Source organism: Duganella sp., from assembly GCF_039595735.1.
Taxonomy (GTDB): Bacteria; Pseudomonadota; Gammaproteobacteria; order Burkholderiales; family Burkholderiaceae_D; genus Rugamonas.
Genome location: NZ_JBCNLB010000011.1, coordinates 126,517 through 139,631 on the forward strand (window position 1 = coordinate 126,517; position 13,115 = coordinate 139,631).

13 protein-coding genes are annotated in these 13,115 nt (G+C 64.6%); all 13 read left to right on the top strand.

All coding sequences use genetic code 11. The annotated features are described in order from the left end of the window. The first annotated feature begins 137 nt into the window (after positions 1-137). From ABDW57_RS18665 to ABDW57_RS18725, 13 genes are read left to right on the top strand one after another with little or no spacing between them, the layout of a single operon-like run. The gene (locus ABDW57_RS18665; RefSeq protein WP_343731676.1) at positions 138-419 is read left to right on the top strand and encodes a hypothetical protein; all 282 of its coding nucleotides are present in this window, start codon (positions 138-140) and stop codon (positions 417-419) included. Next, positions 419-2,512 carry an ATP-binding protein gene (locus tag ABDW57_RS18670; protein ID WP_343731677.1) on the top strand — a complete coding sequence of 698 codons (2,094 nt, stop codon included), beginning with the start codon at positions 419-421 and terminating at the stop codon, positions 2,510-2,512. The genes ABDW57_RS18665 and ABDW57_RS18670 overlap by 1 nt, the downstream gene beginning before the upstream one ends. Continuing rightward, entirely contained in the window at positions 2,509-5,547 is a 3,039-nt protein-coding gene (locus tag ABDW57_RS18675; protein WP_343731678.1) for a DUF4157 domain-containing protein, read from the top strand. The genes ABDW57_RS18670 and ABDW57_RS18675 overlap by 4 nt, the downstream gene beginning before the upstream one ends. A gap of 13 nt (positions 5,548-5,560) precedes the next feature. Beyond that, positions 5,561-6,472, top strand: a complete 912-nt coding sequence (locus ABDW57_RS18680) for a Pvc16 family protein (RefSeq protein ID WP_343731679.1) — start codon at positions 5,561-5,563, stop codon at positions 6,470-6,472. Between the two features lie 32 nt (positions 6,473-6,504). Next, positions 6,505-8,526 carry a phage tail sheath subtilisin-like domain-containing protein gene (locus ABDW57_RS18685; RefSeq protein ID WP_343731680.1) on the top strand — a complete coding sequence of 674 codons (2,022 nt, stop codon included), beginning with the start codon at positions 6,505-6,507 and terminating at the stop codon, positions 8,524-8,526. 27 nt (positions 8,527-8,553) lie between these two features. After that, on the top strand, positions 8,554-8,988 hold the full coding sequence (locus tag ABDW57_RS18690; protein WP_343731681.1) for a phage tail protein: 435 nt from the start codon (positions 8,554-8,556) through the stop codon (positions 8,986-8,988). Between the two features lie 14 nt (positions 8,989-9,002). Then, a complete protein-coding gene (locus tag ABDW57_RS18695; RefSeq protein WP_343731682.1) occupies positions 9,003-9,386 on the top strand; it encodes a phage tail assembly protein in 384 nt (127 codons plus the stop codon). Positions 9,387-9,394: 8 nt separating this feature from the next. Then, entirely contained in the window at positions 9,395-9,517 is a 123-nt protein-coding gene (locus tag ABDW57_RS18700) for a DUF6760 family protein (RefSeq protein ID WP_343731683.1), read from the top strand. Between the two features lie 13 nt (positions 9,518-9,530). Beyond that, positions 9,531-10,268 carry a hypothetical protein gene (locus ABDW57_RS18705; protein ID WP_343731684.1) on the top strand — a complete coding sequence of 246 codons (738 nt, stop codon included), beginning with the start codon at positions 9,531-9,533 and terminating at the stop codon, positions 10,266-10,268. Then, positions 10,265-10,951 carry a peptigoglycan-binding protein LysM gene (locus ABDW57_RS18710; protein ID WP_343731685.1) on the top strand — a complete coding sequence of 229 codons (687 nt, stop codon included), beginning with the start codon at positions 10,265-10,267 and terminating at the stop codon, positions 10,949-10,951. Before ABDW57_RS18705 ends, ABDW57_RS18710 begins: the two co-directional genes overlap by 4 nt. Positions 10,952-10,959: 8 nt before the next feature. Next, positions 10,960-12,153: a hypothetical protein gene (locus ABDW57_RS18715; protein ID WP_343731686.1), complete on the top strand. Its 1,194-nt coding sequence runs from the start codon at positions 10,960-10,962 to the stop codon at positions 12,151-12,153. Between the two features lie 15 nt (positions 12,154-12,168). Next, entirely contained in the window at positions 12,169-12,828 is a 660-nt protein-coding gene (locus tag ABDW57_RS18720) for a phage baseplate assembly protein V (RefSeq protein ID WP_343731687.1), read from the top strand. An 8-nt stretch (positions 12,829-12,836) separates the two neighbouring features. Next, positions 12,837-13,115 (top strand): PAAR domain-containing protein, encoded by a 279-nt coding sequence (locus ABDW57_RS18725; protein WP_343731688.1) that lies wholly within the window; start codon positions 12,837-12,839, stop codon positions 13,113-13,115.

Here is a 13,115-nt window from a genome sequence, read left to right on the forward strand (position 1 = left end):
TGGGCGCCGGCAAAGGTGGAGGATTTTGTCCTGCCCGGGCTTAGTAGCAGATCGCTACTATTAATAAAATCAACAGCTTATAAAACTGCCCACGTTGGCACGCCGCTTGCAAACGTTCTGGGGAAAACGGACACCCCATGGACCTCCTGCTGAAGCGCTACCTGTGTGACCTGACCATCTACGTATCGGCCAGGCCCGGCGCGTGCGACACGCCTGACGGCATCTGCAGATGGTGGTTGATGGCCCCGCAAGAATCGGAGGCGATAGTGGCGCAGGCATTGAATTGGCTGGTGGAGCAGGGCGCGTTTGAGCGGCTGGAAGCGGCAGATGGCCGCGTGCGTTATCGCGCCTGCGTCGATGCCGGTGCGCTGCGCGAACTGGTCGCCCATTGCGCCGACAGCGGCGGGAGCAAGCATTGATGGCGCATGCGGACCACATCAGCCGAACAGCGGAACCGGGATGGCCAACTGCGCTTGCCGCGCTGGACGCCTTGCTCAAGGCCGCGGTGCAACGGCAGGCGCAGACCAATGGCGTCGAAAGCCTGCTTGATCCCTGGCGCGGCATGCACATGGACGATGCTGACGCCTTGCGCCTGCTGGATACCGATGCCTTACCGGCCGTCGATCACACGCCGCGCACCAGCGTGGCGGCGCAACTGGGCGCCGCCATGCGCGCGGTCCCTGCCGTGGCCGGAATGGCGCAACGGCTCGCCATGGACGTGACGGACCTGGCCATCTGGCTGCTGGTGCTGGCGCCCGACGTTGACCTGCGCTACGCCCGTCTGTACGGCTATCTGCAGGATGACCTGACCTGCCAGCGGCCGCGCTACGATCTGATTGCGAATCTGCTGGCCAGCGACAGCGCCCAGCGCATCGCACTGCGCAGCCACTTGTCTGCCCAGAGCCCGCTGCTGCGCTACGCCATCCTGCAGTGCGAGGGCGAAGGCGTCGCGGCCACTTGGCAGGTAGACGACATCTGGCGTGCCTGGCTGCTGGATGAATCTGCGCCGGCGCTGGAGAGCGCCCGCCCGGAGCCAGCTGCCGCTGCCGGCACGCTGGAACTATTGCCGCATCCGCCGGCCACCCTGGCGTTGCTGCGGCAAGCTGCGGAAGCTGTCCGCACGCAAGGCCAGCCGCTGCGCATGCTGATGTCCGGGCCGCACGGCAGCGGTAAATTTGCCGCCAGCGCCGCACTGGCGGGAGAACTTGGACTGCGCATCCTGCGTCTGGATCTGCGCGATGCCGTCGCCACACCCGTGCTGCGTCGTCAGATCGAACGCGCGGCCCGCGCGGCGGCGCTATTCGGTGCGGTGCTGATGGTGCATGGCTGCGGAAAACTGGAACAAAAAGATCCGCAACTGCTGCGCTGCATGCTGGACGCTCTGGCGCAGACATCCTGCCATCTGGTCTTGGCCAGCACTGCCGGCCTGCCGCCGGTGCATGCTCAGGCACTCGCACTGGTGCGGGTTTCGCTGGCATATCCGCAGGCGCAGGCCCGGGGCGCATTGTGGCGTGACGCGCTATCAGGACTGGCTGGCGAGCAGGATCTGGCTACCGTGGCAGCGCGCTTCGCACTGAGCGCGGCGCAAATCCGCCAGGCTGCGGCAGAAGCGCTACTGCAGGCCCGCACCGCCGGCGAGGACATGTTGAATTACGCGGCACTGGCCGCCACGGCCCGCGCTCAATGCGGAGCGGAGCTGGAGCGGCTGGCACAACGCATCAAGCCGCGCGCCGATTTCGAAGTGCTGGTGGCGCCGCAGGAAGTGCGCGACCAGTTGCGCGAGTTGTGTGACCGTGCCGCGACCCGCCACACCGTCGGCCATGACTGGGCTGAAGGCAGCGTGCATGCCCGCGCCATCGGCGTCAAGGCCTTGTTTGTCGGTCCGTCCGGCACCGGCAAGACTCTGTCCGCTGAAGCGGTGGCGCGTGAAATGGGCCTCGACCTGTTCCGCATCGACCTGGCAGGCATCGTCAGCAAATATATCGGTGAGACCGAACAAAACCTGGACCGGGTATTCGCGGCGGCGGAATACGCCAACGCGGTGCTGTTCTTCGACGAGGCGGACGCCTTGTTCGGCAAGCGTTCGGAAGTCAAGGATGCGCACGACCGCTACGCCAACACCGAGGTAGCCTACCTGCTGCAGAAGATGGAACAGTTCGACGGCGTCGCCATCCTGGCCACCAATCTCAAACAGAATCTCGATGAAGCGTTTGCGCGCCGGCTCACCTTTACCATTACCTTCCCATTCCCGGAAGAGACGGAGCGTCATCGCCTGTGGGAGAGCCTGTGGCCGCCGCGCGCGCCGCGCGCCGATGATGTCGACCTGGCGTGGTTCGCGCGCGAGTACAAGCTCTCGGGCGGGAATATCCGCAACACCGTGCTGGCGGCGGCGCATCTCGCCGCCGCCAACGGCCAGGTCATCACCCGCGAGCATTTGCTGCATGCCACTCGTCGCGAATATCAAAAACTTGGCAAGAATCTGGTGCTGGCGCCGGCGGGAGCCGCATCATGAGCAAATCCGTCAGCGCCAACCTGGCCAGCAAGGCCACGAGCGCGCAGCGCAAGAGCGGCAAGCAGCAGGTGGCCAAAAAGACGTCGCCATTGGCGGCCTTGCAGTCGCGCGCTGGCAATCGGGCCACCACCCGCATGGTGCAGGGCAGCGGCACGCCATTGGCGCCGTCGCTGCGGCAGGAAATGGAGGGACGCTTTGGCGAGAGCTTCGCCGACGTCCGCATCCACGACAACACGCAAGCGCATGCCAGTGCCGCCAGCATGAACGCCAAGGCCTACACCCACGGCAAGGATATCGTCTTCAGCGCGCAGCGCTTCAATCCGTCCAGTACGACCGGAAAACAGCTGCTCGCGCACGAGCTGGCACACGTGGTTCAGCAGCGGCGCGGCGGTTCGGCGCCAGATCCGGCGCATCACTCAGCAACCGAGACGGGCGCGCGGGCCGCCGCACAGGCAGTCACCGGCGGCAGCGGACCGGTATCAGTGAGCGGCGCATCGGCGGTCGGCGTGGCGCGCGAACCTGAGGACGAGGAAGAACAGCAGCAGAAATTGCCGGCCATGAGCGTCATCATGCAGAAGCCGAAGAAGGCTGCGGCAGCGCCGCCAGCCCAAAAACCGGCGCTGCCGAAAACATCGCCCTCGAAGAAAAAAGTCGAAAAGCCCAATTACAACAAGGCCAGAGGTTCGCTGGCCGAAGTCAATGTGCCGTTTGCCGCCTATGCCGGGCCGGAATGGAATCACATCGCCGGCGGTGGTGAAACCGCCAGTTCGCGCGTCAGCGTGGCGCGCATGTCCGAGGCTAATGTCAAGTACAACACCGAAGCCACCGCCGGCATCGACTTCATCGTCGAAAACGTGAAGACCGGCCAGCTGGTGCTGGGCGAACAAAAGGCCACCAACAACGGCGGCGAGTTCCGCAACGCCACCGCCATCACGACTTATCTGGAAAAGAATGTCGACCACGCGGCCAAGGTGCTGCAGCAGCAAATCGACGACGGCAAGGTGAAAGATCCGGCGGAGTCGAAGCGTCTGCAGGCCACAGTCGAGCGTCTGCGCAAAACACACGAAGCGCTGGTGGCCGCGCGCGAAGGCAAGCCCGCCGCACTGCCGGACGGCGTGACGCTGGAGCTGACCAGCCTGGGCGGCGAAGGCAGCTACATCGGGCCGGATTTCATCAAGCGCCTTGGCAGGGTCTACAAGAAAAATCCCGATTTCGTCGAACATCTGCTCAGCCGCACCCAGACGCGCGTGCTCAAGCCCGGCCAGACCGCGCCGGAAGTGACCAAGGCGATGGATGGGCTGAGCGATAAAGGTCACGAAGAGCTGGCGCGGGTCAAGGCTGGCAAGACCCAGCGCCAGTGGGACGCCATGAAGCGCAAGGAGGCCGCCAGGAAAAAAGCCGACGAGAAGGCGCAGGCCACGAAAGAGAGAGCCGAGAAGAGGAAGCAGGATGCGGCCGACAGGCAGAAACGCATCAAAAAAGACAAGGCGGACGTCGAGAAAGCCGGCGAAAAAGCCAAGCGCGCCAGGATGAAGGAACTGGAAACCGCGCGCAAGAAAAAATCGGACAAGGAACCCAGCAAGACGCAGCTGAAAAAGGAAAACACCGAGGGCAACAAGGCCGCCAAAGCAGCCAAGGAAAAGTTCACTCAGGATCGGGACAAGAAGCGCGCCGAGGAAAGCGCCAAGCTGAAAGCAGATGCCGACGCCCAAAAAGCGTCGGAAGCTGCCAACGCCAAAGCTGCAGCCGACAAGCGCGCCGAGGAAGCCGCGGCACGCAAGGCCGCGGATGACGCCCATGCGAAGAAAATGGCCGACGCCCACAAGGAAGTCGACGCCATGGGCGAGATGAATCCTGAAAAGTGGGGCCAGCTGCCCAAGGAACAGCGCCAGCGCCTGGAGGCCTTGGCGGCCAAGGACAAGGCGCTCGCCGCAAAGCTGCATGAAAAGGTCAACGCCAGGCAGACAGCGGAGTGGAACCGCTACGAAGCCACACAGCGCAGCAAGCAGACCACGCCCAAGGTCGATCTGGGCAAGGCCGCGCACCGGATGAATCAGGGCGCCGCCGCGATTCGTGCCTACGATGCCTATCTCGACGCCCGCGACAAGGGCGACAGCGTGCCCATGGCGCTGGCCAAGGGCGGACTGACGGCGGCCGAAAATCTGAATCCGGTGATTGGCGCCATGGGCACCATGCACAGCCGCATGCAGACCGAGACGCTGCCTGACGGCCGCAAGCAGCAAGTCTACGGCGAGGACGCCGGCGACGCCTTCTTCGGCACGCTGGGCGAAACCATTGGCGGGTACATCGTGCCTGGCGCGGGCTGGGACCAGGCCATCAACGGCGCAGCCAATCTGATTGGCGCCGGCGACGACCATCTGAATCGCGGCAAGCCGCCTGGCGATAAGGCCACGCTGCGAACCGGCACCGATCTGGTGGCGGAAATGACGCCTTCACGCATGTTCTCATCCACCGTCGGCGCCGGCCTGCGCGCTTATTACGACATCGGCAAAGCCATCGGCGGCCAGACCTCGGGCGTGGACAAGTTTGCCGAAGACGGTTTGCGCGGCAAGCTGGGCGCCGTCATCCAGCCGTGGGCAATGGCCGCTGACTTCCTCGGCAACCTTGGTGGCGATTCACCTGGCGCCGCGCTGGAAAAAACCATCAAGAGGACTGAAGGCTCGACGCTCAAGAAGATCGGCGATGCAACCGGCGACGCCATGTTTGAGCTTGGCCAAAGCAAGGAAGCCAAGGCCGGCAAGTACGGTGCGCCGGTACAGGGCATCTCGATGGCGCTGGGGATGACCAGCGACATGATCGCCGGGAAGAGCTTCGAACAGGCGCTGGGGGCGGCGGCCGATGCCGGCAAGGGCAGCGTGCTGGAAACCGTCGGCAGCGCCCTGGGCGATGCGGCATTTGCCGGCGTCGAGAAAGGCAAGGAACTGCTGGACAAGGATCTGCCGGAACTGAAAGACAAGGCCCGCCAGGCCTACGACGACGCCAAGCGCTCGTTGACCGACTGGTGGCACAAGTGAGCCATAACCCGCCATGATCGACTATCTCGACAATCTGCTGCACCGCCTGTTCCGCAACGCGATTGCGGAATTGAGCGCCGACGCGCAAGTGCGTTTCCAGCCGCCCGACGAAGACTGGCGCACGCTGGTGCCCAGTATTACAGACAGCGCCGGCCAGCCAGGCAACTCGCTCAATGTCTACCTGGTGGAGCTGCGCGAGAACCGCAAGTTACGCAGCAATGAGCGCGAGCGCATGGTGCAGGGCAGCGATATCTTCGAAACCGCGCCGGCGCGGCGGGTGGATTGTCATTATCTGATCAGCGCCTGGAGTCCGGCCATGGTATCGATCGCGGTAGATCCCACGCTGGACGAACATGCTTTGCTGGCCGAAGCCGCGCGCGTGCTGGGCGCCCATGATGAGCTGGACCCGGTGGCGATCTACGCCATGTCCAATCCGCCGCAGGCGCCGCCCGCCATCATCGCCAACGAGCGTTTTCCGCTATCGCTGCTGCCGGCGGAAGGCTTCCCCAAGTACGCGGAATTCTGGGGAACCATGGGCGAGAAGAACCGCTGGAAGCCCTGCGTGTATGCGGTGGTCACGGTGGCGCTGAAGGAGGCGCCGGTCAAGGCGGGGCCGATGGTCACCACCACCTTCACACGCACCTTCCAGCGCGATCGGGACGACGGTGGCGGTCTGCGCTTCCATATCGGCGGCGTGGTGTATGACAACGGCGGCGCCATCGTGCCGCTGGCCGTGGTGGAACTGCTGACCACCACCGGCCAGTTGCGCAGTCATGTGCGCGCTGACGCGCTGGGACGCTTTGTGCTGGCGGACGTCACGGAAGGCGACTGGCAGTTGCGCGCCAGCGCTGTGACGCTGGGCGTATCACCGCTGCGGCAGGTCACGGTGCCGGAACCGACCGGCAGCTACGACATCCATTTTTGAAGCTGTATCACATAACCTGAGGAGAGAACGTCATGGCCGTGCAAGTGTCTTATCCCGGCGTCTACATCGAGGAATTTGCTCCCGGTGCGCCGCTGCAGGGCGTTGGTACCAACACCGCCGCGTTCATCGGCGTGGCCGCCAGGGGACCGATCAACCTGCCCGTCAAGGTCACCGTGTGGGAGGACTTCCTGGCCACTTACGGCAAACAGCCGGTGCAAGGCAGCTATTTGTGGTACGCGGTGCGTGGCTTCTTCCAGAACGGCGGCCAGGTGTGCTACGTGGTCCGCGCCAGCAACGGCAGCTATCAGAATCTGCAGCTGGCTGACCGCTCGGGCGGCGCCGGCCGGCCGCTGGTGGACTTGCGCGCGCGCCAGACCGGTGCGCTCGGCATCACCGCCAATGTAGCCGACAGCGCCTACCTGACCAATGTTGCCATCTATCGTCCCAGCGGCAAGCTGGCCGGCGCCGCTGCGGCGGGCAGTCTGGAGGTCACGCTGGCGGTGGATGGCGCGATCGATGCCGCCGCTGTCGCCAACCGCTTCAAGCCGGGCGACGAAGTGGCCTTCTCCGGCAGCAGCGACCGGCGCCTGGTGGCCAGCGTGAACGGCGCCACGGTGCGTTTCACGCTGGCGCTGAATCAGGCGTTGGCTGCGGGCGCCGTGATGCGGCTGGCGAACACGCCCACTGGCGCCACCACCATCCGCGTGCGGCCCGCCGGCACTGGCCCGCTGCCGCAGGGCCAGCTGGTGCCTGGCACCGTGGTGCGGATCGCTCAGGGCGGCGCCAATGACACGCAAATCGTCGATACCGTCATCACGGAGACGCTGACCGAAGGTGTACAAGGCGGACTGGCCGGGCTGACTTACCGCGTGACGCTGCGCGCCGGACTAGGCCTGCAACTGGATCTGGACCCTGGCGCCGCCAACCCGCCCACCCTCAGCTCGCGTGAAATCGACCTGACGGTCACGCTGGGCGCGGTCAATGTGGTCTATGACCACCTGTCGATCGATCCGGCGCATCCACGCTACCTGCTCAAGGTGTTGAATGGCGACGTGGCCGGCCTGTTGAGCGCCGCGCTGGTGGAACCTGCGCCACCCAATTCGGTGGCAAATTCCCTGCCGCTGGCGGGTGCGGTGGCCGTCACCGCGGCCGGCAGCGCGGAGGATCTCGGCACGCTGGGCGCCAGCCACTTCAGCGCCGCCATCGACGCGCTGCGCGTGGTGGACGACGTCAATTTCATCGCCGTGCCGGACCGCCCGACGGCGGCCGCGCAGGTGGACACCGTGCAGCAGGCGCTGATCTCGCACTGTGAACTGCAGGCTGACCGTTTTGCCATCCTGGACACAGACCCGGGCAGTGCACCGTTTGGCGCCAACAGCATCGAGCAAAAGCGCCGCAAGCTCGATTCCTCGCGCGGCTATGCCGGCTTATACGGACCATGGCTGCGCGTCACGCCGGTCAACGACGGCCCGCCGATCCTGGTGCCGCCCAGCGGCCACGTGGCCGGCATCTTCGCCCGCAGCGACGCGGTGCGTGGCGTACACAAGGCGCCCGCCAACGAAATCGTCAACGGCGCGCTGGGCGTGGAGCGGCGCATCAGCCTGACCGACCAGGGACAGCTCAATCTGCAGGGCGTGAATATCGTGCAGGTGTTCCAGGACGGAGGCCGGCCAGTGTTGTGGGGTGCGCGCACCACAGCCACGGATACCAACTGGCAGTACGTGAATATCCGGCGCCTGTTCCTGTATCTGGAAAAGTCGATCCAGCAGGGCATACGCTGGGCGGTGTTCGAGCCGAATAACCTGGCGCTGTGGCAGAAGCTCAAACGCACGCTGAATGACTTCCTGCTGCGCGCCTGGCGCGATGGGGCGCTGTTCGGCGCCAAGCCGGAGGAAGCGTTCTACGTCCGTATCGACGAGGTGCTGAATCCGTTCTCGGAGCAGCAACTGGGACGGCTGCATATCGAAATTGGCGTGCGGCCCAGCTATCCGGCCGAATTCATCATCGTGCGCATCGGTATCTGGGATGGCGGCGCGGACGTGAGCTATAGCTGAACCGATCACCACTAACAGGAGCCAGTCATGGCAATTCGCAAAGACCCGTATGTCAATTTTAATTTTCTGGTGGAGATCGACGGCATCGTGCGCGCCGCCTTCCACGAGGCTGGTGGGCTGGAATCGTCGATCGACGTGATCGAGCACCGCGAAGGAGGGCAGAACATCACCTCCACCAAGTTGCCGGGGCAGGTGAAGTTCTCCAACATTAATCTGAAGTGGGGCATGAGTGATGACACCGATCTGTATGAATGGCACCGGCTGTGGGCCAGCGGCGATCCCGCGGCGCCGCGCAAGAATGGCTCCATCGTGCTGCTGGACCGCCAGGGCACGGAAAAGGCGCGCTGGAATTTCTTCAACGGCTGGCCGGTGAAATGGAGTGGCCCGAGCTTCAGCGCGGAATCCAGCGACATCGCCATTGAATCCATCGAGATCGCCCACGAGGGCCTGGCCCGCGCATGACCAAGGAGTGTCCCATGTTCCAGACTGAATTTGAATTCACCCTGCCGTGCGGTTATCTCGATGAAGACGGCACGCTGCACAAGGAAGGTGTGATGCGCCGCGCCACCGCCGCCGACGAGATCCACCCGCTCAAGGACCCGCGCGTGCTGAAGAACGAGGCATACGTGCTGATTATTCTGCTGTCGCGGGTGGTGACGCGGCTGGGCGGCGTGGCTTCGATTAATCCCAAAGTGATCGAAGGGCTGTTTGCCACCGACCTCGCGTTCCTGCAGCGGCTGTACAACCAGATCAACGATATCGAAGATGATGCCGCGCCTTGTCCGCATTGCGGCCGCAGCGGCCTGGCGGAAGGAGGGCAGCGCCTGGGGGAACACGTGGCTACCCCCTCGCTCAACTGAACGAGGAGGTGGCCTTCATCGCCTATTACCTGCATTGGCCGATGGACGCCATCATGCACATGGAGCACCGCGACCGCCGTAATTGGGTGGCGCAGGTGTCCAACCTGAACCAGCGCAGCAACGAAGCCTGAACCGATGAGAGACATGAAATCCAGACTGCTGACCAAGCTGATGTCACGCCGCACGCCGCTAAGCATGGCCGTGCGTGGCGCCCAGCCATGGCGTTCGGCTGCGCGGCCTTGCGTGCCGGGCTGTGCCGCCCGACGTTGGCTGCCTCGCCGCTTTGCCGCGCAGCAGGGCGGTGTTGCCGGCCGCCTGTCTTCGATCGCCATGGTGATGCGGCGCGCGCAATGGCAGGCCGCCGCCGCCCGGCATTCCCACGCATGGACGGTGCAAGCGGTGCTGCGCGCCGGCGCACCGGTCGTCACAGCCGCACCAGCGCAAAATGCGCTTCGCATGGTCGAGCGGCATACACGTTCCATGCAGATGGTGACGCGCGTTCTGCAAGCCCTGCCGGCCCGCACGCAGCCGGCGCCGTCCCAGGCCGTGGCCGCATCAACGCTGGCGCCGGATGCAGTGCCGGCCACCGTGCGCCGCGCACAAACGGAACCCCATTATCCTCGCATGCCGATGACCATGGCGCGCACCGCAGCGTCGCAATCTTCCGCAGCGCCAGCCCGCACCGAGTCCGCGCAACACGCTGCTGCGGCCAGCGCCCAGCTGCGCAACCTCGCACCGGCACGTGCTGCGGCACCATTTGCCGGCACGCCTGAACCCATCACGCTGCCGGCGATGGAACTGGCGCGCGTCACTGATCACGTGGTGAACCAGCTTGAACACCGCGCCTTGTCCTGGCGTGAACGCATGGGAGGCCGGTCATGAATCTGGAAAAGGCCACCATCACCAACACCTTCAGCGGCGCGCGCATCCCGGTGCAGTTCAACCCCGAGGAATACACGCTCAATCGCGATATCAATTATGCGCAGGCGGCGATTCCCGGCCTGTCAGCGCCCATTCTGCAATTCGTGAACGGCACCTTGCAGACGTTGACCATGGAGCTGTTCCTGGACACCTACGAGCAGCACAAGGTTGGCAGCACCACCGTCAATCAGGCCCAATCCGACGTGCGCCTGCTGGTGCGTCAGGTAACCGATCTGATGACCATCGAGCCGGCCACGCATGCGCCACCGGTACTGCTGTTTGTCTGGGGCTCGCTGACCTTCACCTGTGTGCTGGCCCAGTGCACGCAGCGCTACACCATGTTCCTGCCGGATGGGACGCCGGTGCGCGCCCGCCTGAACGTAACCTTCCACGAGTACCGCAACACCGACCTCGAAGCCAAGGAAGTCAAGCGCGAAACCGCCGACTACTCCAAGCGCCACGTGGTCAGCCAGGGTGAAACGCTGGCCTCCATCGCCGGTGCGGAATATGGCGATCCGCGCCTGTGGCGCGTCATCGCCATCGCCAACCGGCTGCAACGCGCGCGCGACCTGCCGCCCGGCCTGACCGTGTTGTTGCCTAATCTGCCGTACCGCGACCGCGAGTCCGGCCGTATTTACGTGTGAGGCCGACCATGGACGCCGCGCGCTTCGTACCCGAATTCACCATCCTGCTGGACGGCCAGGTCGTCCCGGCGCAGCTGCGCGCCTCCATCATGAGCGTGCGCTGCGAGACCGGCTACGAAGGATTGGATGAAGTGGAACTGAGCATCGCCAATGAAAACCTGCGCTGGCTGGACGATCCGCTGTTCCGGCTCGGCACCGGCCTCACGCTGAAGCTGGGCTATGCGCCCGATCCGCTGGACCAAGCCTTTGACGGCGAAATCGTCGCGCGCGGCGCCAACTTTCCGTCCGGCGGCATGCCCACCATGAGCGTCACCGCGCACGACCGCCGTCACACCATGGCGGACGGTAAAAAGGTCCGCTGGTTCGCCATTCCCACGCCGATCGGCAACCTGCCGCTGCCCGACATTGCCACCGCCAGCATCGTCACGCTTGAAAACCTGCTGCTACCGATTTTCGATCCGGTTGGTGCTGCGCTGTCCATCATCCTCGGCGGGGTCGATACCTTCGTTGCAGTGACCGATCCCGGCTCGGCGCAAAAAGTCATCCGCAAGCAGGACAACGAGAGCGACCACATATTCCTGAAGCGGATCGCAGAACAAAACGGCTGGGACGTGCTGGTACAGCACGACGGCCCCGTCGGTGGCCACGCGCTGCGTTTCACCTCCTCGCTGGACCGGCTGAACACCGACTTCACCTACGCCTACGGCCGTTCGCTGATCGACTTCAGCCCGCGCATCTCGCGGGTAGGGCAGATCTTCTCGGTCGGCGGTTTCGTCTGGGTGCCGGCCATCAAAATGAGCTTCACCGTCACGCTGGGCTTCGACTGGGACACCATGAGCCTGACGCTGTCGATTTATCCCGGCGTGGTGCCGATCGGCTTCAAGCCGGGCGACTACATGATCGACGAACCGCTGACGCCGACCTCGATCCCGCGCAAGCTGGTATCGACATTGATCCCGCGCCTGAACAAGCGGCTGACCGCCGCCGGCACGGTGCTGGGAGAACCTGGCATGCGTCCCGGCCACGTGCTGCGCATCGAAAACGCCGGCGAGGAATTCGGTGGATTGTATCGGGTGACCTCGGTCAAGCACACCATCGACCAAGGTGGTTTTCGTACCCACTTCCAGGCGCGCAAGGAGATCTGGTTCGGCTCCATTCCGCTGGCCGACCAGGGCGCCGTGCCGCTGAGGCTCTCATTCTGACCATAGGAGACAAGCATGTTCGGAGACCTGCAATTCGGCCTGATGCAAGGCGCCCGTGAGGACGCCCCGGAAGAAAAACGCATCTACGGCGTGGCGCTGGCCACCGTCATCAACAACATCGACCCCACCGGCGAGGCGCGTGTGATGCTGATGCTGCCCTGGCTGCCCAGCATTACGCCATGGGCGCGTGTGGCCGTGCCGATGGCCGGCATGGGGCGCGGCATGTACTTCGTGCCGCAGATCGGCGACGAAGTGCTGGTGGCCTTTGACCACGGCGACGTACGCGAGCCGTTCGTGATCGGCAGCCTGTGGAACACGCTGGACCGGCCGCCGGTAATCGATCCGACCGGCCCGGTCACCACACGGAAGATTCGTACGCCGCTCGGCCACGAACTTATCTTCGACGAAGCCCTGCAGTCGGTGACGCTGAGCTCCAACACGCAATCGACCGTGACGCTGGACCCGACCAAAGCAGAAATCAGCACGCCGCTGGCCAAGGTCAGCATCGGCAAGGCCGGCGACGTCACCATCAGCGGCGCCACCAGGATCACGCTGGACGCGCCCATCATCGAGATCAAAGCCAAGACCGTGCTGAATGCGCAAAGCAATGGCAGCGCGACCTTTTCCTCCAGCGGCACCTGCTTCGTCAAGGGTGCGCTGGTACAGATCAACTGAGGATCATCATGCCCGCCGCCGCCCGCCAATTCGACCCCACCAGCCATCCCGGCCTGCTGATGCAGGGCGCGCCGTCAGTACTGATCGAAGGCCTGTGCGCCGCCCGCATGGGCGACCAGCACGTTTGCTCCATGCCGCCGCTGGCCGGCCCGCATCCTCCCACGCCGATTCTCAAAGGATCGTCGACAGTCTTCATCGGCGGGCTGCCGGCTGCGCGCATGGGCGACAGCAGCGCATGCGGCGCCGTGATCCTCAAGGGTGCGCTCACAGTGATGATAGGAGGCTGA